Genomic DNA, 20,227 nt, shown 5'->3' with positions numbered 1-20,227 from the left:
TTGGGAACATGCCTATGCAGCGCGACTTGTCACCCTTCGTGATCGCGGAGTTGGCTGCGCGCGAAAGCTGGAAGCGGCGGGACTACGCCGCAGGATATGCCGAGGCCGGGCACGCCGCCGAGCTGGCCCAGGAGGCCGGGGACGAGCTGCGCTGGTGGAAGATGGTCCTGCTGCAGGCCGAATGCCTGCGCGACCAGGGAGCCATCCAGGAGTGCCAGCAACTCGCCGTCGAACTGGCTGCCCATCCTGTTGCAAATTCCGCCCCCGACTTGGGCGCCCGGGCAGCCATTCTGCTGGCACATTCACTGCAGGGCCTCGGCCGGCTCCCCGAAGCGGTGGATGCCGCCTCCGCCGCGGCCCGGTTGGTGGCCGGCGACTTCGAAAACGTCTACCTGCACATCCAGGCCCAGCAGGCACTCATTGCCGCCCTCGCGGAAAGCGGCCGGCACGAGGACGCTTGGCTGGAGTGTCTGGACCTGGAGTCCCTGCTGACAGACCACGTGGACGATGACACTGCAGGCAAGGCCTACTGGGTGATGGGCAACGTCGCCTTCCTCAGCAACCGGGTCAACGAAGGCGGCCACTACCACGACCTCGCCGCCGGCAAACTCTCCCCCTCGCAGGACGTCGACCTGTGGGCGCGCTTCAACCGCGCCTCCGCGGAAATGCGCCTCCAGGCAAAGCTGGGCGACGCCGCAACGCTGCGCTGCATCGAGCGTGCCGAGCTCGCCACCGAGGTGGTGGGCGGCAGCGAACGGGACATCCTGGAGATGTCCCTGGTCCGCGCCCACTGGTACTACCTCACCGGGGACATGGAGACGGCGATCAGCCTCCTGACTCCGCTGCGCAGCAAGTTCCCCATCCTCGCCACCCAGACCGCGGCGGAGGCCACCTTCATCCTGGGCAGGGCGCTGCTGGCACAGGGACACGGAGCGGAATCACTGCAGTTGCTTGACGAGGCCGCTACGCTGTTCGATACAGCTGCTGCACCGGAGCGTAGCGCCACCGTCCGTGGTTTCATTGCCTCAACGGAGTCTTCGGACCGGCGCCAACAGCAATTTCTCCAGGGGGGGTAAATGCCAGAAGCGACAGTGTTTCCCGGTGCCGCGCCGCTGCAGCCGGGGTCCTCGACGCGCCCGGCCCACGCGCCCGTTGTTGCCTTCACCGTGCTGCATGACCTCGCCGTCAAAGCCGTACTCCCGCGCGGGGCCGATCTGAATGAGACCGCAACCGCCCAACTGTACAGCCGCCTTGGCGAGTTGGCCGGGGACCGGAGGGTCGCCGTCGTGCTCGAACTGACCGGGGTGAGGTCCGTAAACCGCGCGGCGCGGGCAGCCTACGCGGCGATTCCCTCGGTGTCTGCCTGGGCGATCCTGGGCGAATCCCCCGTGGACAGGCTGCTGGGGCACTTTCTGCTGGGCGGCGAATTCAGCTCCGTGCCGGCCCGCTATTTCACCGCCGAAAACGACGCCCTCGACTGGTTGAGCCGCCTTGACGATGTTCTCTAACGACGATCCCCGGCTCGGGAAGCTGCTTGACGGCATCGTCCGGCTGGCGGCCGGGGAACTCCACTCGCGCATTGAGATTTCCGAGGCTCGGGACGAACTGGACGCGGTGATCATGGGCACCAATCTGCTCGCCGAGGACCTGCAGATCATTTACCAGGAGCTCGAGGAGCGGGTGGAATCGCGCACGCGGCTGCTCAACGCTGCGCACAAAGAGATGCAGCATATGGCGCTCACCGATTCCCTGACGGGACTCTACAACCGTTCGGCGCTGGTCACCGCCGTCAATGAGGCCCAGGCTGAGGCGGCCGACGGCGGGCTGCCGCCGGCGCTGCTGCTGCTGGACCTCGACGCCTTCAAGAGCGTCAACGATTCCCTGGGCCACTCCATGGGTGACAAGGTGCTGGCCACCGTGGGGGCACGGATCCGTTCGTGCGTGCGCGACGGCGACATGGTGGCCCGGCTGGGCGGCGACGAGTTCGCCGTCCTGCTGCCTGCCACCACCCCGGCCAAGGCTGCCGCCGTCGGAAACCGGATACTGGACTCCCTCAACGGAACCCTGGAGGTGGACGGCAAGACCATCCGCTGCGGTGCGAGCCTGGGCCTGAGGATTGCCGATCCCGGCGAGACGTCCGAGGAACTGCTCATGGAGGCGGACATCGCGATGTACGCCTCCAAGGCGGACGGCCGCAACAAGCTCCGGGTGTTCGAACCGGCCATGCTCCACGCCCGGCAGCTCCGCAACCAGCTGGTCGGGGAACTGCGCGAGGCCATCGCCACCGACCAGCTGGTGCTGTACTACCAGCCGGTCATTGAGCTTGCCTCAGGAAAGATCGAGGGCGTGGAGGCCCTGGTCCGCTGGAAACACCCCAAACGCGGCCTGATCATGCCGGACGAATTCATTCCCGTCGCCGAAGAGACGGGCCTCATCTCGGAGCTCGGCAACTGGGTGCTCAAGAACTCCGTGGAACAGCTCCGGTGCTGGCGGAGTTCCCCGGAAACCAGCCGCCACAACTTCGACATGCGCATCAACGTCTCGGCCGCGGACCTGCAGCGGCTTGAGTTCATCGAGGACGTCCGGGATGCGCTCACCGCCGCGAACCTCGAGCCTGCGCTCCTGGTCCTGGAGCTCACGGAGAGCGACATCATCAAGGGCAACGAGCTCGACCGGTACACGCTCGCCAGCCTGCGGAAGCTCGGGGTGGGGCTGGAGATCGACGACTTCGGCACCGGGTATTCATCCATCAGCTACCTGCGGCGCCTGCCCGTGGACCGGGTCAAGGTGGACCGGACACTGCTCACGGCTCTCGGCAGCGACCCCGCGCAGCCTGCACTGATCGCGGCCATCCTGCAGCTCATCCGGGCCTGCGGGCTCGAGGCCGTGTGGGAGGGCGTGGAAAACGCGGAGCAGGCCGAGCATCTGCGGAACACCGGCTGCGTCAGCGGGCAGGGCTACTACTTCAGCCGTCCCCTCCCCGCAGCCGAGTTCACCGAACGCCTCGCCGGGCAGGACATCTGGCCCGGATAATTCCCATCGGTTGCTCCGTAAATGCCGTTTCGAGGGCTCAAAACGGCATCTATGGAGCACTCGACGGACCAACGGCTAGCCCCCGACGGCGGCGGCTGTTGCCTCGGCGATGGCGCGCTCTTCGTCCGTGGGCACCACCAGCACGGGGATGGCGGACGCTTCGGTGGAAATCACGCGGGGTTCCTTGGACCGCTCACTGTTCAACCCGGCGTCGAGCTCGATGCCCAGCGCCCCCAGACGCTCCCCGACCAACGAGCGGAACTGGTGTGAGTTCTCACCGATCCCTGCCGTGAACACCAGCGCCTTGGCCCCGCCGACCGCCACGTGGTAGCCGCCGATGTACTTGGCCAGCCGGTAGGAGGTGACCGCCAGGGCGGTGGCCGCACGGGAATCACCGGATTCGGCCGCCTCCACCACAGAGCGCATGTCGTTGTTGCCGGCGAGCCCCTTGAGCCCGGACTCGCGGTTGAGCATCGAATCGAGGTCCTCGGCGTTCCAGCCGGTGCGGGCCAGGAACACCAGGATGGACGGGTCGAGGTCGCCGGAGCGGGTGCCCATGACCAGGCCCTCCAGCGGCGTGAAGCCCATCGAGGTGTCCACGGACCTGCCGCCCCGGATCGCCGTGACGGAGGCACCATTGCCGAGGTGGGCGATCACGCCGTCGAACTCCTCCACCGGGATATCCAGCAGCGCGGCGGCTCTGTTGGTGACGTATTCGTGCGAGGTCCCGTGGAAGCCGTACCGGCGGATCCCGTGGTTGGTGTAGAGCTCGTCGGGAACGGCGTAGCGCCAGGCGTGCTCGGGGAGGCTGCGGTGGAAGGCGGTGTCGAACACGGCCACCTGCGGCATGTCCGGCCACTTCTTCGTGATGGCGCGGATGCCCAGCACATTGGCGGGGTTGTGCAGCGGCGCCAGCGGGTTGAGCCGTTCGATGGCACGGGTGATCTCGTTGTCGATCAGCACGGGCTCGCCGAACCGCTCGCCGCCGTGCACCACCCGGTGCCCCACCGCGTCCAGCTGCCTGTCCCCCAGCACCTCGTGGATAGCCGCGTCCACCTGCTCAAGGGCCTCTGCGTGGTCCGCCGGGCCCACCACCTCGCCGTCGCCCTGGCCGCCGTTGGACACGCCGATCCGCTCGATCAGGCCTTCGGTGAGCACGCTGCCTGCGGCGACGTCGCGCACCTGGTACTTGAGCGAGGACGAGCCGGAGTTGATGACGAGCACGAGCATGGGGCCTCCTAAGCCTTGGCTGCTGAAACGGCGGACGGTTCTGTGGCGTTGGGGGTTTCCGGCGAGACGGCCAGGCTCTGCGCCTGGATCGCGGTGATGGCCACCGTGTTCACGATGTCCTCCACGGTGCAGCCGCGGGAGAGATCGTTGACGGGCTTGCGCAGTCCCTGCAGGACGGGCCCGACGGCGACCGCTCCGGAGCTCTGCTGCACCGCCTTGTACGTGTTGTTGCCGGTGTTCAGGTCCGGGAAGATGAACACGGTCGCCTGTCCGGCGACGGAGGAGCCGGGCATCTTGGACTCGGCGATGGAGGCGTCCACGGCGGCGTCGTACTGGATGGGGCCTTCGACGGCGAGATCCGGGCGGCGTTCCCTGACCAGGTCGGTGGCCTGCCGGACTTTCTCCACGGCTTCGCCCGAGCCGGAGCCGCCGGTGGAGTAGGACAGCATGGCCACCCGCGGCTCCACCCCGAACTGGGCCGCGGTCTCGGCCGAGGCAAGGGCGATGTCCGCGAGCTGCTCCGCGTTGGGGTCCGGGTTGACCGCGCAGTCGCCGTAGACCAGCACGCGGTCCGGCATGAGCATGAGGAATACCGAGGAGACGATCTTCACGCCCTCCCGGGTCTTCACGAATTCCAGGGCGGGCCGGATGGTGTGGGCGGTGGTGTGCGCGGCGCCGGAGACCATGCCGTCCACCACGCCCAGCTGGACCATCATGGTGCCGAAGTAGCTTTCGTCCTGCATGACCTCCAGTGCCCGGGCAAGGTCAACGCCCTTGTGCGCCCGGAGCTCGGCGTACCTGGCGGCGAAGTCCTGGCGCAGCTCGGACGTGGCCGGGTCCACGATGTTGATGCCGGCGAGGTCGATGCCCCGGCTTGCGGCGAGCTCCCGGACGTCGGCTTCCCGGCCCAGCAGCGTCAGGTCACAGACGTCCCGGCGGTGCAGGATTTCGGCTGCCTTCAGGATCCGTATGTCCTTGCCCTCCGGCAGCACGATGTGGCGGCGCTGGGAGCGGGCACGCTCGATGAGGTCGTGCAGGAACCGCAGCGGCGTCATCCGCTCGGCACGGGGCAGGTGCAGCCGCTCGAGCATCTCGGCCTCGTCCACCTGCCGGGACCACAGGCCCAGTGCAGAGGCCACCTTGCGCCGGTGGCCGCTCCAGATCTCGCTGCGGACCTCGGACACCCGCCGGGCCGTGGTGTAGGTGTCATCCTCCGTGGCGAACACCGGGAACGGCGCGGAGGCCAGCAGCGGATAGATGTTGGCGTCCGGGGCCAGTCCGCCGGTGAGGATCAGCCCGGACGGCACCGGGAACTCGGGCGAGAACGACGACGCCAGACAGGCCACCATCACGTCCGCCCGGTCACCGGGCACGATCACCAGTGCGCCGTCGTCGAGGACGTTCAGGAAGTTGCCCACATTCATGGCGGCGACTTTGACGTCACGGACGTCCCGCTCCATGTCCGCGCGGCCGGCGACCTGCCGCAGCGCCAGCGCCGTGCCCACCTCGCCCGTGGTGGGCCGGGCGATGTCTTCCAGCTCCGGGAAAACGTACACCGGCCGGCCGGACGCGCCCGGCTTCACGGCGGCAATGATCGCGTCCACGTCCTCCGGGTCCGCCCGGTTCACCATTATGGCCAGCAGCGAGCACTTCTCGGCAGCCAGTTCCTTGCGGGCGACGTCGACGGCGGCCGCGGCCTCCGCCACGCTGCGCCCCTTGGCGCCCACCACCGCGACGACGGGCGCGGCCAGGTTGTTGGCCAGGCGTGCGTTGAGGTCGAATTCGACGGCGGCGTCGTGGCCGGTGAGGTCCGTCCCCTCGACGATGATCACGTCGCAGTGCCGGCCCATCTCGGCGAAGATCTCCACGCAGCGGGAGTCGATGTCCTCGCGCCGGCCTTCTGCGAGCAGGCCGCGGACCTCCGTGAACGTCAGCCCGCCGCGGCAGCGCTGGTCGTCCAGGTCGAAACGGGACTTCATGAGCGCCACCATCGGGTCCGCGCCGGCGTCATCGCCGTGGACCACGGGTTTGAAGAATCCGATCCGGTCCGCGTGCCGGTGGAGCGTGTCCGCCAGGCCCAGCGCTATGAGCGACTTCCCCGATCCCGGAGTGGTCGCACTGACATATATCCCTTTGGCCATGATCTGTCCTCTGGTTGGAAGCTCCTGCGTGGAACGCACTGCATTGGACGTGCCGGATTACTGACTGGACGCGCCGGGGCCCGCCCTCCCCCATACTTTCACTTGTTGCCGCGCTTCCGGGAGCACACAATGATGTTGATTGCCACGTCGGCGCACATTCGCCGCCCCGGACCCGGAGTGGGCCAGCGCCCCGGGACCGGCCCATCCGCAGCAAGGTCCTGAGCTGCAATGTCCTGATTAATGGTGGTCCCGATGAGTCCCGCTGGCCGCGCTTCCGATCCGTCCGTCCCTCCGCTGCGCCGGCTCATCGCTGCCCGCCCGGTGGCCGCGTTCCTGGTGATTGCGATCGGGCTGACGTGGCTTGCCCTCATCCTGTCCATCGCCCTGCTCGGCAATGCGGTGCCCGGCATCCTCGCCGAACTGCTCATCCTGCTGGGAACTGCCGTCCTGGTGACCCGGGCAGCCGGCGGCAAACCCGGCGCGCGGGATCTGTTCCGCCAAACCGTCCGCTGGCGCGTCGGAGCGGGCTGGTATGTGGCGGCGGTCCTGGCCCTGCCCGCCCTGACAGTGCTCATCGCGGCCGCCACCGGCACGTTCCACCAGCCCGCGGACGGGTGGGCCGCGGTGACAGGGTCATACCTGCTGAACACGCTGGTCGTTGGCGCGCTGCTGGGGAACATCTGGGAGGAGCTGGCCTGGACGGGGATGGTCCAGCGCCGGCTGATGGAGCGCCACGGCCTGGTTGCCGGCAGCCTGCTCACCGCCATCCCCTTCGCGCTCATCCATCTGCCGCTGGCCTTCGCAGACAAGGGCTTCGGCGGCACCCCGTTGTCCGACGTGGCGGTTGCGTGGGGCGTGCTCCTGGTCTTCGCCCCGTTGTTCCGGCTGCTGGTGGGCATCGCCTACCTCGGAACGGGCCAGAGCCTGCTGATCGTGGCACTCCTCCACGCCTCGTTCAACGCCTCCTCGGCGGACAAGTTCACGGTGTTCGACGGCGCGTGGCAGCAGATTGCCGCGGCCACCCTTTTGCTCGTGGTCCTGGCGCTGCTCCGGAGGTTCCGCGCCCTGGCGGCGGGGGCGGGCCATGGCGCGACCGTCGCCCGCTGAGCAGCCCATGCCCGGTGAACAGCCCCCGCCCGCTGAACAGCAGCTGCCCGCTGGCGGCGGAGGCCGCCGTCGGGCTCGGAAGGAAGCGGACCGGCGCGGAACGATGGCCTGGCCCGCCGCCCATCGGCTCGCGCTGTTTTTCGCCCTGGCCTTCGCTATTTCATGGCTGGTGTGGCCGCTGACCCTGCTCAACCCGAACAGCTCACCGCTGATACCGTTCGGGCCTGCCCTGGCCGCGGCCATCACCGCATTTCTCGCAGGCGGCAAGGCCGAGCTGCTGCAACTGCTCCGGCAACTGGCCCGGTGGCGCGTGGCCGGCCGCTGGTACGTCGCAGCCGCGGGAGTGCCCTGCCTGCTGGTGACGCTGGCGGCCGGGCTCACGGTCTCCGGCGGCGCGCCCGCCCCGGAGCTCGGACCCAATCCGGGCTGGTTCATGCTGCTCGGCACCTTCGCATTCACGCTGGTGACCGTTGGCCTCTTCGAGGAGCTGGGCTGGCGCGGCTACGCCCTTCCGCTCCTGCAGCGGGACCGCACTGCCCTGTCTGCGGCGCTGCTCCTCGGGCTGGTGTGGGCGGCGTGGCACGTGCCGGAGCTACTCTCGGATCCCACCGGCCAGCGTCCGCCGCTGCCGTTCCTGCTGTTGGTCCTGGCGCAGTCCGTGCTGCTGGCCTGGCTCTACAACAGCAGCGGCAGCGTTCCCGTCTGCATGGTTTTCCACGCCGCGTTCAACACCTCCGGCGCGCTGGTCTTTCCCGCCCTGCTGGGGCCCGATTACCTCACGCTCTGGTGGACCGTGGCGCTCCTGCATGTCCTGGCAGCGCTGGTGGTCATCGCCGTCGCCGGGCCCCTCCGGCTGGCCCGCACCCTTGACACGAACCCCTCCGATGGGATTACCTAATGAACATTCGGTAAATAAAGCTGGAGGCAACGACGCATGGCTGAAACGGCAATCCCCGGTGTGGCCCACCACATCCTTGAGAACGACTACGCCTCGGAATGGATGGGCATAGAAGTCCTCACCCTCAGCGACGGCCACGCAACCATCCGGATGACCCTCCGGCAGGAAATGCTCAACGGCTTCGGCATGGCCCACGGCGGAATGATATTCGCCTTCGCGGACTCCGCATTCGCCCTCGCCTGCAACCCCGCGTCGCCCGCCGACCCCGACAGCATCACCGTTGCTGCCGGCGTCGACATCAATTTCCTCAAGCCGGCCTACCAGGGCCAGGTGATCACCGCCGTCGCCGACCGCCGCTCAAGCGCAGGCCGCAGCGGCCTCTACGACATCCAGATCTTCGCTGCCGATCCCGGTGCCCAACTGCCGGGGGAACTCATTGCCGAGTTCCGCGGACGCAGCCGTACCATCCCCAAGAAGTAGGAAGCAGACCATGACCCTCCACGCCCCTGAACCCACCGTCGCCGCCGTCGCCGAGGCCGGCGTGCACGCCACCGGTGCCGTGCTCGACCCCGAGGAGACCATGTCCCGGGACGAGCTCGAGGCGCTCCAGCTCGGCCGACTCCAGCACACGGTCGCGTACGCGTACGACCGCGTTCCGCTGTACAAGCGCAAGTTCGACGACGCCGGCGTCCACCCCTCCGACCTGCGCGAACTCGCCGACCTCGGCAACTTCCCCTTCACCACCAAGGAGGACCTGCGCCAGGAGTACCCGTTCGGCATGTTCGCCGTCCCGCAGAGCGAGGTGGCCCGCGTGCACGCCAGCTCCGGCACCACGGGCCGGCCCACCGTCGTCGGCTACACCAAGCAGGACCTGGCCGACTGGGCCAAACTGGTGGCCCGATGCCTCCGGGCGTCCGGCGTCCGCCCCGGCATGAAGGTCCACAACGCCTACGGCTACGGGCTGTTCACCGGCGGGCTGGGCGCCCACGCCGGTGCCGAAGCGCTGGGCTGCACGGTGATTCCGATGTCCGGCGGGCAGACCGAGCGCCAGATCCAGCTCATCCAGGACTTCGAGCCGGACGCCATCCTGGCCACGCCCACGTACCTGCTCACCATCGCCGATGCCATGGCCCACATGGGAATCGACCCCACGTCCACGTCACTGAAGTACGCGGTGCTCGGTGCCGAACCGTGGACGCAGGAAATGCGCCACGAGCTTGAGGTCACCATGGACATCAAGGCCTGCGACATCTACGGCCTCTCGGAAGTCATGGGCCCGGGCGTTGCCGGCGAATGCGTGGAGACCCAGGACGGCAGCCACATCTGGGAGGACCACTTCCGCCCGGAAATCATCGACCCCTTCAGCCCCGCCCCGGGCAAGGAAAACGTGCTGGGCGACGGCGAGCACGGCGAACTGGTGTTCACCTCGCTCACCAAGGAAGCCCTGCCGATCATCCGCTACCGCACCAAGGACCTGACCCGCCTGCTCCCCGGCACCGCCCGCCCGGCACACCGCCGGATGGGGCGCATCACCGGCCGCAGCGACGACATGATCATCCTGCGCGGCGTGAACCTTTTCCCGTCCCAGATCGAGGAAATCGCGCTGCGCATCCCGGAGCTCAGCCCGCACTTCCAGCTCGAGCTCACCCGGCCCGAGGGCACGCGCATGGACCAGCTGACCGTGAAGATCGAGCGCCGTGACAATGTCACAGCCCAGGACAGCACGACGGCGGCCCGCACCCTGCGTGAGCAGATCAAGATCCACGTGGGTTCCTCGTGCACGGTGGACGTGGTGGAGCCCGGCTCGCTCGAGCGCTCCAACGGCAAGCTGCGCCGGATCTACGACCTGCGCCCGAAGGGATAGCCTCCGGGCGCACGTCTTCAGTGGCAGGTCACGGCGTGATCGACCAGCCGAACATCATGGAGTGGTCCTCGTGGGCCAGGTTGTGGCAGTGCGCCACGTACGGGCCCACGAAGTCCCGGAAGCCCCGGTAGAGGATCACAGACTCGCCGGGATCGAGCGCCGCCAGATCCTCCTTCGAGACGTCGTCGGGATGCCCTGGATCTCCTGCACGGGTCACGTCCTTGCCATTGCGCATGACGGTGCGGTGTTCCTCCATGTGCAGGTGGAACGGGTGCACCCAGCCACCGCCTCCGTTGCGGACCTCCCACAGGTTGAAGCTGCCTTTCCGCTGCTGGGCCAGGGGGGTGCGTCCGGCGGGATTCCTCAGGCTCGCGGCCACGGCCGCCGGGTCGAAGGGCTTGCCGTTGATGAGCCATTCGGTCTCCCCTCCCAGGGCGCCGCGCTTCACCTCGAAGATCAGCCGGCTGTCCAGCATGCTCTGCCAGTTGCTCGGCAGCGGCGGAAGCGGCCGGAGCGCAGTGGGGATCCGGCTGTCGTCCGGCGCGGTGTCGCCGATCACGAATTTGAGCACCGGAACCTTGTACTTCGGGTCGGGGAAGAAGCGGGACGAGTTGGTCCACATCCGGCCGTTGGGCATCTTCATCACGTTGGTCAGGTAGACGACGTCGCCCTTGGTGGTCGGCGTTCCGTCCTGGTACCGGGTGAAATCGATGATGACCTCGCGGCGCTTCGCGGGCCACAGTTCGAAGGAATCGCGCTTGATCGGAAACGGCAACAGGCCGCCGTCGGACGCGATCTGGGTGAACTGCATGCACTGCTGCCCGTCCGGGATGCGGTACTGGCCTTCGAGCTCGTCCTCCACGTAGCCGAGCGACGCCGATGACTTCGGGCCCAGCGTCGAGCTCATCAGCTTGAACTCGTAGATCCTCGAGACAGAGGCGTCCAGGAACCGGAAGCGGTACTTGCGCCGCTTCACCTCCATCACCGGGGAGGCGGTGCCGTTCACCGTGAAGATGTCCCCAACGAACCCGTGGTTGGGGAAGTGCTTGTAGAAGGTCTTGCCCCACCATTCGGGGTGCTTAGCCGGGTTTTTGGCGGCCGGGAACTCGCCCTGCACGTCGTGGATGTCCTTGTGGATGGTGACGCCGTCGTCGAGCCTGCAGTCGTAGAAGGCCAGCGGCACATCGTAGTTGACGTCGAAAGACCCGTCCGGGTTGTTGGTGCGGACGCCGGGCAGCCGAAGGCCCTGGCGCTCGTCGCCCATGTCCGTACCGTTCTTCGGGTCGTAGATGGGGTACAGGCCCACCATGCCCTTGTACACGTTCGAGCCGGTGTGGTCCATCGTGTGGTCGTGGAACCAGAAGAAGCTCTGCTTCTCCCGGTCATCACCGCCGGCCGGCCAGTTCAGGTACAACTGGTCGACCCACGTCTTCGGCAGGAAGCCCCGGTGCTTCGGCCCGGCCACCATCGCGTAGTGCGGGTTGCCGTCGCTCTCGGGCGCGGTGTGGCCGTTGTGCAGGTGGACCAGGGAGGACCAGTCCGGGGAGCCGAAGTCCTGGCGGTCCAGGTTCAGCGGGTTTTCGTCGAGGTGGTTCTCGAAGCGGACCAGCGCCGGCTTGCCGTATTCGGCGTTGATCATGGGGCCGGGGAATGTCCCGTTGAAGCCGTAGATGGTGCACAGCGGCAGCGTCCGCCTGGTCCCAGCCGGATAGGTTTTTCGCCTCTCGTCGAAGGAAACCGTGGGGCGCCCGTCCTCGTCAATGGGCAGCACCTGGGAGGTGGTGAACGCGTGCTGCCGCAGGAGTATGTCGATCTTGTAGACCAGGGGGTCCGGATAGCCGATCCGGCCCGGCCAGAGCTGGTGCTGCTCGTTGCGCAGCGAGTTCTGCTGGCCCGGCCCCGGTCCGGGCGGGTCGCTCCACGCATCAACCACCGATTTCGGCACCGGGGCCAGCGCCTTGGGGATCGGCAGCGGGTCGCTGAACGGCGAGAGGATCAGCGGGCTCGTTGGGTATTTTTCAATGTAGAACACGATGTCACTAAGCGCTGTCGACGTGGCGGCGAAGGCGCCATCGGGCGAAAGCAGCCCCCTTTGGGCGAGCAGCGGACTGGCCCAGGTTTGTGCGGCCGCGAGCGCCGCTCCAGCTCCTCCGGCTGCGCCCAGCCGAAGGAGCGTGCGGCGTCGCAGCCCGTTTGTGGTTGCAGAATCTTCTGACATGGTCAGTGCCTCCTTGGCACGGGGCACATGCCAATTCCATTGCCCCGGTCGTCATCCCAATATGTGGTTCTGAGACCGAATGCTGACCACGGGGACCCCTTTGTCCCGAGGGTCAGCTTTGCCGCACTGATTCCCCTGGCGAAACTGTGGGGTTCGGACCTTGGGGAAAGGCTGAGGCCAGCCGCGCAGACCCTCCGAATGGGCGGTCTGCCACGGTTTTTGAACCACGGGGCCGCACCGGCGGCAGACTGTCTGTGGCGTTTTGTTTTCGCGCGTGCCGGGATTACCGAACGTTCATGAGAAAATGGCCCGTATGCCCAGTACAGCAGCCAGCACAGCAGCCCCCACCAAGCGCGGCCGTCCCGGCTACGACCAGCAGTCCGTCCTGCTGATCGCCGTCGACGTCTTCAACCGCCACGGTTACGATGCCACGTCCATGGGCATCCTCGCGGAGAACCTGGGCATTTCGAAGTCGGCGATCTACCATCATGTGCCGTCCAAGGGCGACCTGCTGAAGCTCGCCCTGGACCACGCACTCGGCGGCCTGGAGGCCATCCTGGACCAGCCCGGGGCCACCTCGGGGGCGGCCGACGCACGGCTTGAGTTCGTGCTGCGCCAAACCATCGCCGTACTGGTGGACCGGCTTCCCTTCGTCACGCTGCTGCTGCGGCTGCGCGGCAACACGGACATCGAGCGCAACGCCATGGAACGCCGTCGCGCCTTCGACCACAAGGTGGCGGAGCTGATCTCCGCGGCCCGCGACGAGGGTTCACTGCGCCAGGACATCGACCCCCGCACCGTGACCCGTCTCCTGTTCGGAACCATCAACTCAATCGTTGAGTGGTACAAGCCGGGCGGTTCCCTCTCGCCGGAAAAGCTGGCCGACGACGTCATCACCATGGCGTTCGACGGCCTGCACGCGCAGCCCTGACGGGCCAGGAAATGGCGTTGACCAATTGGACGTTGACGCCGGGCGGCCGGGTGCCCACCCTGAATGCATGGCCACGAAACTGTCCGATCATCTGTTCGGCGTATTTCCTGATCTCCGGTACCAGCCCACGCCCAAAAGGATTCGGGCGGGCATCGACGGGAGTCCCGTCGTCGACACCCAAGAGGCGCTCCTGGTTTGGGAACCGAAACGCGTCACTCCTGTTTACGCCGTCCCCGAAAAGGATCTGCTGGCACGGCTCGAGCCGCCCGCGGACAAAGGGGACAGCGGTCCTGATGAGTATCCCGTCAGGCTGACGGCCGACGCCCCGCCGGCGCTGGACCCGCGGACCGGGTTCCGGCGGCACACAGCGGCTGGCGAGGAGCTCGACGTCGTGGCCTCAGCGTTCAGCGTGCCCCGGGCGGCGTTCCGGCCCTCGGATCCGGACCTGGCAGGGTACGTCGTGCTGGATTTCGGCGCGTTCCACTGGCTCGAGGACCACGAGGAGATCATCGGCCACCCCCGGGACCCGTTCCACCGGGTGGACATCCGCGCCACGCTGCGGCACATCGAAGTGAAGCTCGACGGCGTGCTGCTGGCCGATACCGTCGGAGCCCACCTGCTGTACGAGACGCTGCTTCCCGTGCGGTACTACATCCCGCCCGACGACGTCCGGATGGACCTGCTGGAGGCCAGCCCGCACCGGACCATCTGCCCCTACAAGGGCGAGGCCAGGTATTGGAGCTATCCGGAGTCGGCGCGGGGCAGGAACATTGCCTGGGCCTACGATTCGCGGTTCATCGACGCGCGGCAGGTCCACGGGCTGGTCTGCTTCTTCAACGAGCGGGCGGACGTGTCCGTGGACGGCGAGCGGCAGGAGCACCCGGTCACCCCCTGGTCCTAAGCCCTCCCTCACCTCTCGCCACCCAAAACCAAACCCTCCCTCACCTCTCGCCGCCCAAAACCAAGCCCTTCCTCACCTCTCGCCACCCAAAACCAAACCCTTCCTCACCTAGGTGAGGAAGGGCTTGGGAACCTTCGACGGTGGGACGGATCAGAGCTGATACTCAGCCTGCGTTCCGAGCCTCTCGTGAATGCAGAGGATGTTGTTTTCGGTATCCATGAACCAGGCGCATTTCTCGGCCTCGGTTGAACAGATGTGGTGATCGGTCTTCAGATCAGGGAGGTCATAGTCCTGGAACCGGACGCCCCTGGACTCCATGTCCTGGACGGTCCGTTCGATGTCGGTGACCTCGAAACTCAATGTGGTGTGATCGGAATGCTTTCCGTCTTTGACGGGCATCAGCTGCAGCATGGGGCCGTCAGCGTTGCCGAATAAATCGCTTCCATCATCAGCCTTGCCGCGGTGTGGGAGGCCCAACGTTTCCGCGTAAAATCCGCGGGCGCGGTCCGGATCATCGACAGGCAGGATGGTTGTGGCTGTTCTTAGTGCTAGGGTCATTTCGCCACCTCCTACGGGGGTCATTTTACGCCCGGAGATCCCTGAAAGATCATGGGAAGTTCCACCCCTCTCGGGCACGTCTGAGGAAGCGTCGAGAAAAACCCGACAGGACGTGAGGAAGCGTCGAGAGTAACCCGACAGGACCTGAGGACGCGTCCCAAACACCGGGCGGGGCAGGGTTACTTCTCCACGAGGGTGAGGACGTCGTAGGTGGCCACGATTTCGTCGTTCTGGTTGGTCAGGACTGCGTCCCAGGCCACCTCGCCGTACTCGTCGGTCTCGCGCGGGGTGATCTTCTTGGCGGTCAGCGTCACGCGGATGGAGTCGCCGGCAGCCACAGGGGTAATGAAGCGCAGGTTCTCCAGCCCGTAGTTGGCCAGAACCGGGCCCGGAGCGGGTTCCACGAACAGCCCGGCGCCCCACGCGAGCAGCAGGTATCCGTGCGCCACAATGCCCGGGAAGAAGGGGTTGGCCTCGGCGGCCTCCTGGTTGGTGTGGGCGTAGAACGTGTCACCGGTCGAGTTGGCGAAGGCGGAGATGTCCTCGAGTGTTACCTGCCGCAGGTCCGAGCGGACAGCGTCGCCGATGCGCAGGGTTTCCAGCGACTTGCGGAACGGGTGGGTGCCCTCGGTTTCCGCGGTGAAGTTGCGGTCAGCACCGGTGTGCCAGATCCCGGTCACGGCGGTCAGCATGTTGGGCGAGCCCTGGATGGCGGTGCGCTGCATGTGGTGCATCACCGAGCGGATGCCGCCCAGCTCTTCGCCGCCACCGGCACGTCCCGGCCCGCCGTGGACCAGGTGCGGGACGGGCGAACCATGGCCGGTGGACGACCGCGCGTCCTCGCGGTTCAGCATGAGCACACGGCCGTGGTGGGCTGCGATCCCCGTGACCAGGTCCCGCGCCACGGACGGGTCGTTCGTGCAGACCGAGGCGACCAGCGAGCCGCCGCCGCGGGCGGCGAGACGGACGGCGTCGGGAATGTCCTTGTACCCGATTACCGATGACACCGGGCCGAACGCCTCCAGCGAGTGGACCGGCTCGGCCTCCGTGTCGGCCCAGCTGAGCACCACGGGGGACATGAAGGCACCGCCGTCGACGACGCCCTTGGCGCCGTCCGCGCTGGTGACCGACGGCGAATCAAGGGTTCCGTACGCGAGCTCGCCGCCGGCGTCGAGCATGGACTGCACGGCAGCCCGGACATCGGCGAGCTGCTCAAGGGAGGCGAGCGCACCCATGGTGACGCCCTCGGCCCGGGGATCGCCCAGCACCACGCGCTGCTCCACCCGTGCGCCGATCGCGGAAACGACGGCGGGCACCAGGTCCTGCGGCACGATGGCACGGCGGATCGCGGTGCACTTCTGGCCGGCCTTGACCGTGATCTCGGTGACCACGGACTTGATGAACGCGTCGAACTCCGGTGTGCCCTCGACGGCGTCCGGGCCCAGGATCGCGGCGTTGAGCGAGTCGGTCTCGGACGTGAACCGCACCCCGCCCAGCACCACATTGGGGTGCGACTTCAGGGACTGCGCGGTGGACGCCGAACCGGTGAAGGCCACGAGGTCGCGGTAGTCCAGCACGTCCAGCAGCCCCCGGACAGAGCCCGAAATCAGCTGCAGCGAGCCCTTGGGCAGGATGTTGGATTCGATGATGGCCTTGACCACGGCCGCAGCAACGTAGCCCGTGGGAGTGGCCGGCTTGACGATGGTGGGAACACCGGCGATGAAGGCGGGAGCGAGCTTCTCCAGCATGCCCCAAACCGGGAAGTTGAAGGCGTTGATCTGCACGGCGACGCCGGGGATGCGGGTGTAGATGTGCTCGCCGGCAAAGGAACCGTCCTTGGACAGCACCTCCATGGGCCCGTCCACCACCACCTGGGCGTTGGGCAGCTCGCGCCTGCCCTTGGAGCCGAACGTGAACAGCACGCCGATCCCGCCGTCGATGTCGATCATGGAGTCGATCTTGGTGGCGCCGGTCTGCGCCGAGAACGCGTAGAAGTGCTCGCGGCGGGCATTCAGGTACTGTGCCAGCTCCTTGAGCTTGAGGGCACGCTGGTGGAAGGTCAGCTTGCCGAGTTCCGTTTGGCCGGTGGTGCGGCCGTAGTCCACGACGGCGGCCAGGTCCAGGCCGTCGGTGCTCACCTTGGCCAGGATCTCCCCTGTGCTCGCGTCCCGGACAGCGACGGCGGAAGCCGTCGAGCCGGCGTCGGGAGTCCACCAGGAATCCTGCACGAAACTGGGGACCGTTTCCACGGTGTCCAAGGTGGCTTCGGGGGCTGCGGCGGTGGTGGTCATCGTTGACGGGTCCTTCCAACGGGGGACAAATCTGATCCGGCCAGAACATTACTGACCGTCCGTTCGGTAATATGTCTACAGTACATGAATGTGCCCCGCTGCACACTAGTGGCGATTTACCACCGGCAACGGTGGAAACTGACGCGAAGAAACGCCAACCGAGGAGAGCACATGACGCCCGAAGCCCGCGACGCAGAACTGACGGCCACCCACACGCCCGGGAAATCCCAGGCAGCTGCGCCACCGGCACCCGGGGCAGCCCGGAAGCCCCTTCCCGAGGGACCGACGCCCGGGGAACTGTGGCAGATCACTCTGGGTGAGCTCGACGAGAAGATGGGCGTGAAGATCGTCGAGGAGTCCGTCGAGCGCGTCGTGGCGACCATGCCGGTGGAGGGGAACCGCCAGTCATTCGGGCTCCTGCACGGCGGCGCCTCCCTGGCCGTGGGTGAGGCCGTGGGATCATGGGCAGCGGTGATCCACGCCAGCACGCTGGGCAAGACCGCCGTGGGTGTGGACGTCTCCGCCACGCACCACCGGTCAACCCGGAGCGGCCTCATCACCATCACGGCCACCCCCATCCACCTCGGCGGCACCCTGACGACGCACGAAGTGCTGATCACCAACGACGCCGGGCAGCGGCTGTGCACCCTCCGGATTACCAACCTGCTGCTTACCCCGCGAGCCTGACGCCCGGCGCCGCCTCCGGCCGGCCGGCCGCACTGACCGGCGCCGCTGCCTGCAGCCGTGCCTCAACCTTCCGCGGGCCCGCCCCGGCTAGGCTGATCCCGTGATCGAGCTTCGCAGCCTGGCCCCCACCCTGATCGCGGTGGGCCTCCTGATGGCGCTGACGGCCGCCGTCCTCAAAGGATTCCGGGTTCCGCACGCCTTTGCACCGGCCCTCGCCATCCTCCGCGGCGCCGCCCAGCTCGCCGCCGTCAGCCTGATCCTCGGCGCCGTGATCGCCAGCGCCGAATGGGTGGCCGTGGCGCTGGGCGTCATGTTCACCGTCGCCGCCATTACCGCCGCACGCCGCCTCGCCTGGTCCTGGCGCCGCCTTGCTGTTGTAGCAGGCTCGATGGCCGCCGGCATCCTCGCGTCGCTGGTCATCGTGTTTGGCACCGGCGCCATCGAGTTCACTTCCCGCTACGCGCTGGCGATCGGAGGGATTGTCGTCGGCAATTCGATGGCGATTGCCGGGCTCGCGGGCCGCAGGTTCAACGAGGCCGTCATCGACCGCTGGGACCAGGTGGAGGGCTGGCTCGCGCTGGGCGCCACTCCGAGGCAGGCCACCCGCGAGATGGCCCGCGGAGCCGTGTACTCCGCGCTCATTCCGACCGTGGACCAGACCAAGACGACGGGCCTGGTGACACTGCCGGGAGCCTTCGTCGGGGCGATCTTCGGCGGCCTTTCACCGCTGGAGGCGGGCCGGTTCCAGATCGTGGTGCTGGCCTCGATCATGGCCGCCGGGTCCGTCACCGCCATCCTGCTCATCAGCCTGCTGGCCCCGGTCCACGTGCGGCCCGCACCACTCGCCTAGGAGATTTGCTCAGCAGTCTCCTGGGCGGCCGCCGTCCGTTGACATTGCGCCGGGCGCTTTATACTCTGGCCGCTCCGGACCAGACGCAGCGGCGCTGCTGGGCCGGGCCCTCATTGTCCGCCTCCGGCAGGTGCAATCATGAGCACACGTTCCAGAAGGGCCGCCGCGCTGGCGGCTGTCTTGGCGGTCCTGCTGGTGGGCTGTGTCTCCGCGACGGCCCCGTCGACGCCGTCCACCCACTATTACGTGAGCGCCGAGGGCAGCGACACCAACTCCGGGACGTCCCAGGATTCGCCCTGGCAGTCGCTGATGAAAGTCAATGAAACGGCGTTCAAACCCGGTGATTCCCTCAGTTTCCGCAGGGGTGACGAGTGGATCGGCAACGTCCTTTTGGACGAAAGCGGAACACCGTCGTCGGCCATCAAACTGAACAGCTACGGGAACGGGGACCTGCCCACAATAACCAGCGGGGAGGGCGGAAACTGCTTCCGGCTGGACGGCAGCTATATCGAGGTGGACGGACTGCGGGCCACAAACTGCGGGTACGCGGGCTTCAACGTCTACGGCGACCACGTGGTGGTGAAGAATTCAGAGGCAACGGACAACACCGCAGGAATCAAAGTGGGCACCGGCTCCGACTTCGGAACCTACTCCAACAATGTCCTGACGGACAACAACGTCATGAACGTCAACACACCGGGCGACCAGTGCGGCACTCCGGAAGCGGCCAACTGCACCGACGATTCGGGGGCGTTCGGCGTGCTGATCAACGGCAACGACAACGAGTTCTCCGGCAACACCGTCACCGGTTCCACCGCCTCCTCCTACGACTTCAGCCGGGACGGAAGCGCCTTCGAGATCTACAACGGCAGCCGCAACAACATCCACCACAACAAGGCCATCGACAACAACGTGTTTTCCGAAATCGGGCGCTCCGACGGAGCAGCCGACGGCAATATTTTCCGCTACAACCTGATCCGTTCCTCCTGCGGCGCGGAATGCGCCGAGGCTGCGGGCCTGATCATCCGCGGCCCGGGCACACGGTTCGGCCCCACGAACAGCACCACTTTCGAATTCAACACGGTCTGGCTCGACGGCAGCCATTCGCGCGGCGTCGTTTGCCACGCCTCCTGCCCCTCCTCGACTGTCATCCGCGCGAACATCCTCGTGGCCGTGCGGGACGCCCTGTGGATGGACGGATCTGGCTGGACGGAACAGTCCAACGTCGTCAACGGCCCCAGCAACGTCCCTCTGGACAACAGTTCGACGGCCGACCCCGCAGAGTTCGTCAATCCCCCGGAAGACCTCCACCTCGCCAGCGGCAGCCCGGCAATAGACCGCGCGGGCGGCAGCCCGTCCGTGGTGGACCTGGACCAGGCGTCCGTGCCGCAGAACGGTCAATGCTCAGGATCCGGACAGGCCGACGCCGGCGCTTACGAATACAAGCCGGCGAACTGTTAGCCTCTTCCGCCCGTCGCGGCGCGGGAAGATAATCAGGTATCCGCTCTGCACACCAAT

17 protein-coding genes are annotated in these 20,227 nt (G+C 67.2%); 12 read left to right on the top strand and 5 right to left on the bottom strand.

From position 1 onward, the window contains the following. Positions 1-8 precede the first annotated feature (8 nt). Genes AC57BR_RS19635 through AC57BR_RS19625 form a run of 3 tightly spaced genes read left to right on the top strand, consistent with a single transcriptional unit; the run spans position 9 to position 3,033 of the window. Positions 9-1,076 carry a tetratricopeptide repeat protein gene (locus tag AC57BR_RS19635; protein ID WP_496363617.1) on the top strand — a complete coding sequence of 356 codons (1,068 nt, stop codon included), beginning with the start codon at positions 9-11 and terminating at the stop codon, positions 1,074-1,076. Further along, positions 1,077-1,508, top strand: coding sequence for a DUF7793 family protein (locus tag AC57BR_RS19630; RefSeq protein ID WP_496363615.1), 432 nt, complete (start codon positions 1,077-1,079; stop codon positions 1,506-1,508). After that, complete coding sequence (locus AC57BR_RS19625) at positions 1,498-3,033, top strand: putative bifunctional diguanylate cyclase/phosphodiesterase (protein ID WP_496365187.1); 1,536 nt, start codon at positions 1,498-1,500, stop codon at positions 3,031-3,033. Before AC57BR_RS19630 ends, AC57BR_RS19625 begins: the two co-directional genes overlap by 11 nt. Positions 3,034-3,108: 75 nt before the next feature. Here the strand turns inward: AC57BR_RS19625 and AC57BR_RS19620 are convergent, their stop codons facing one another. Together AC57BR_RS19620 and pta are read right to left on the bottom strand one after the other, a co-directional pair. Then, positions 3,109-4,263, bottom strand: a complete 1,155-nt coding sequence (locus tag AC57BR_RS19620; protein ID WP_496363613.1) for an acetate kinase — start codon at positions 4,261-4,263, stop codon at positions 3,109-3,111. Positions 4,264-4,271: 8 nt separating this feature from the next. Continuing rightward, positions 4,272-6,404, bottom strand: a complete 2,133-nt coding sequence (gene pta, locus AC57BR_RS19615) for a phosphate acetyltransferase (RefSeq protein WP_496363611.1) — start codon at positions 6,402-6,404, stop codon at positions 4,272-4,274. 252 nt (positions 6,405-6,656) lie between these two features. Here pta and AC57BR_RS19610 point away from each other — a divergent pair, with 252 nt between their 5' ends. From AC57BR_RS19610 to paaK, 4 genes are all read left to right on the top strand, one after another. Continuing rightward, entirely contained in the window at positions 6,657-7,511 is an 855-nt protein-coding gene (locus AC57BR_RS19610; protein WP_496363609.1) for a CPBP family intramembrane glutamic endopeptidase, read from the top strand. Between the two features lie 103 nt (positions 7,512-7,614). Continuing rightward, the gene (locus tag AC57BR_RS19605) at positions 7,615-8,409 is read left to right on the top strand and encodes a CPBP family intramembrane glutamic endopeptidase (RefSeq protein WP_496363607.1); all 795 of its coding nucleotides are present in this window, start codon (positions 7,615-7,617) and stop codon (positions 8,407-8,409) included. 36 nt (positions 8,410-8,445) lie between these two features. Then, positions 8,446-8,889 carry a hydroxyphenylacetyl-CoA thioesterase PaaI gene (gene paaI / locus AC57BR_RS19600; protein WP_331572265.1) on the top strand — a complete coding sequence of 148 codons (444 nt, stop codon included), beginning with the start codon at positions 8,446-8,448 and terminating at the stop codon, positions 8,887-8,889. Between the two features lie 10 nt (positions 8,890-8,899). Further along, positions 8,900-10,273 (top strand): phenylacetate--CoA ligase PaaK, encoded by a 1,374-nt coding sequence (gene paaK, locus AC57BR_RS19595; RefSeq protein ID WP_496363604.1) that lies wholly within the window; start codon positions 8,900-8,902, stop codon positions 10,271-10,273. A 28-nt stretch (positions 10,274-10,301) separates the two neighbouring features. Here paaK and AC57BR_RS19590 read toward each other — a convergent pair whose 3' ends face one another. Beyond that, entirely contained in the window at positions 10,302-12,491 is a 2,190-nt protein-coding gene (locus AC57BR_RS19590; protein WP_496363602.1) for a multicopper oxidase family protein, read from the bottom strand. Between the two features lie 313 nt (positions 12,492-12,804). On the opposite strand from AC57BR_RS19590, the gene AC57BR_RS19585 reads away from it, so the two are divergent. Next, positions 12,805-13,422, top strand: coding sequence for a TetR/AcrR family transcriptional regulator (locus AC57BR_RS19585; protein ID WP_496363600.1), 618 nt, complete (start codon positions 12,805-12,807; stop codon positions 13,420-13,422). A 67-nt stretch (positions 13,423-13,489) separates the two neighbouring features. Continuing rightward, positions 13,490-14,323, top strand: coding sequence for a DUF427 domain-containing protein (locus AC57BR_RS19580; RefSeq protein WP_496363598.1), 834 nt, complete (start codon positions 13,490-13,492; stop codon positions 14,321-14,323). Between the two features lie 150 nt (positions 14,324-14,473). On the opposite strand, the gene AC57BR_RS19575 is transcribed toward AC57BR_RS19580, so the two are convergent. Beyond that, positions 14,474-14,881: a VOC family protein gene (locus tag AC57BR_RS19575; protein ID WP_496365186.1), complete on the bottom strand. Its 408-nt coding sequence runs from the start codon at positions 14,879-14,881 to the stop codon at positions 14,474-14,476. A gap of 179 nt (positions 14,882-15,060) precedes the next feature. Beyond that, positions 15,061-17,172, bottom strand: coding sequence for a phenylacetic acid degradation bifunctional protein PaaZ (gene paaZ, locus AC57BR_RS19570; protein ID WP_496363596.1), 2,112 nt, complete (start codon positions 17,170-17,172; stop codon positions 15,061-15,063). 333 nt (positions 17,173-17,505) lie between these two features. On the opposite strand from paaZ, the gene AC57BR_RS19565 reads away from it, so the two are divergent. The 3 genes from AC57BR_RS19565 (at position 17,506) to AC57BR_RS19555 (ending at position 20,170) form a co-directional block, all read left to right on the top strand. Continuing rightward, positions 17,506-17,859 (top strand): PaaI family thioesterase, encoded by a 354-nt coding sequence (locus tag AC57BR_RS19565; RefSeq protein WP_496365185.1) that lies wholly within the window; start codon positions 17,506-17,508, stop codon positions 17,857-17,859. Between the two features lie 100 nt (positions 17,860-17,959). Then, positions 17,960-18,709: an ABC transporter permease gene (locus AC57BR_RS19560; RefSeq protein WP_496363594.1), complete on the top strand. Its 750-nt coding sequence runs from the start codon at positions 17,960-17,962 to the stop codon at positions 18,707-18,709. A gap of 138 nt (positions 18,710-18,847) precedes the next feature. Beyond that, positions 18,848-20,170: a choice-of-anchor Q domain-containing protein gene (locus tag AC57BR_RS19555; protein ID WP_496363592.1), complete on the top strand. Its 1,323-nt coding sequence runs from the start codon at positions 18,848-18,850 to the stop codon at positions 20,168-20,170. The last annotated feature ends 57 nt before the right edge of the window (positions 20,171-20,227 follow it).

Source organism: Arthrobacter sp. BGA-UO-ETr-C19 (genome assembly GCF_059568005.1).
This window is presented reverse-complemented; position numbering and strand designations above follow the sequence as displayed.

What these genes read in the sequence shown, in the direction of transcription:
- paaK (WP_496363604.1), top strand. Translation starts at nt 8,900, where the DNA reads ATGACCCTCCACGCCCCTGAACCCACCGTCGCCGCCGTCGCCGAGGCC.
- AC57BR_RS19575 (WP_496365186.1), bottom strand. Translation starts at nt 14,881, where the DNA reads ATGACCCTAGCACTAAGAACAGCCACAACCATCCTGCCTGTCGATGAT.
- AC57BR_RS19605 (WP_496363607.1), top strand. Translation starts at nt 7,615, where the DNA reads ATGGCCTGGCCCGCCGCCCATCGGCTCGCGCTGTTTTTCGCCCTGGCC.
- AC57BR_RS19630 (WP_496363615.1), top strand. Translation starts at nt 1,077, where the DNA reads ATGCCAGAAGCGACAGTGTTTCCCGGTGCCGCGCCGCTGCAGCCGGGG.
- AC57BR_RS19610 (WP_496363609.1), top strand. Translation starts at nt 6,657, where the DNA reads ATGAGTCCCGCTGGCCGCGCTTCCGATCCGTCCGTCCCTCCGCTGCGC.
- paaI (WP_331572265.1), top strand. Translation starts at nt 8,446, where the DNA reads ATGGCTGAAACGGCAATCCCCGGTGTGGCCCACCACATCCTTGAGAAC.
- AC57BR_RS19635 (WP_496363617.1), top strand. Translation starts at nt 9, where the DNA reads ATGCCTATGCAGCGCGACTTGTCACCCTTCGTGATCGCGGAGTTGGCT.
- AC57BR_RS19625 (WP_496365187.1), top strand. Translation starts at nt 1,498, where the DNA reads ATGTTCTCTAACGACGATCCCCGGCTCGGGAAGCTGCTTGACGGCATC.
- AC57BR_RS19590 (WP_496363602.1), bottom strand. Translation starts at nt 12,491, where the DNA reads ATGTCAGAAGATTCTGCAACCACAAACGGGCTGCGACGCCGCACGCTC.
- AC57BR_RS19580 (WP_496363598.1), top strand. Translation starts at nt 13,490, where the DNA reads ATGGCCACGAAACTGTCCGATCATCTGTTCGGCGTATTTCCTGATCTC.
- AC57BR_RS19555 (WP_496363592.1), top strand. Translation starts at nt 18,848, where the DNA reads ATGAGCACACGTTCCAGAAGGGCCGCCGCGCTGGCGGCTGTCTTGGCG.
- AC57BR_RS19565 (WP_496365185.1), top strand. Translation starts at nt 17,506, where the DNA reads ATGGGCGTGAAGATCGTCGAGGAGTCCGTCGAGCGCGTCGTGGCGACC.
- AC57BR_RS19585 (WP_496363600.1), top strand. Translation starts at nt 12,805, where the DNA reads ATGCCCAGTACAGCAGCCAGCACAGCAGCCCCCACCAAGCGCGGCCGT.
- paaZ (WP_496363596.1), bottom strand. Translation starts at nt 17,172, where the DNA reads ATGACCACCACCGCCGCAGCCCCCGAAGCCACCTTGGACACCGTGGAA.
- AC57BR_RS19620 (WP_496363613.1), bottom strand. Translation starts at nt 4,263, where the DNA reads ATGCTCGTGCTCGTCATCAACTCCGGCTCGTCCTCGCTCAAGTACCAG.
- pta (WP_496363611.1), bottom strand. Translation starts at nt 6,404, where the DNA reads ATGGCCAAAGGGATATATGTCAGTGCGACCACTCCGGGATCGGGGAAG.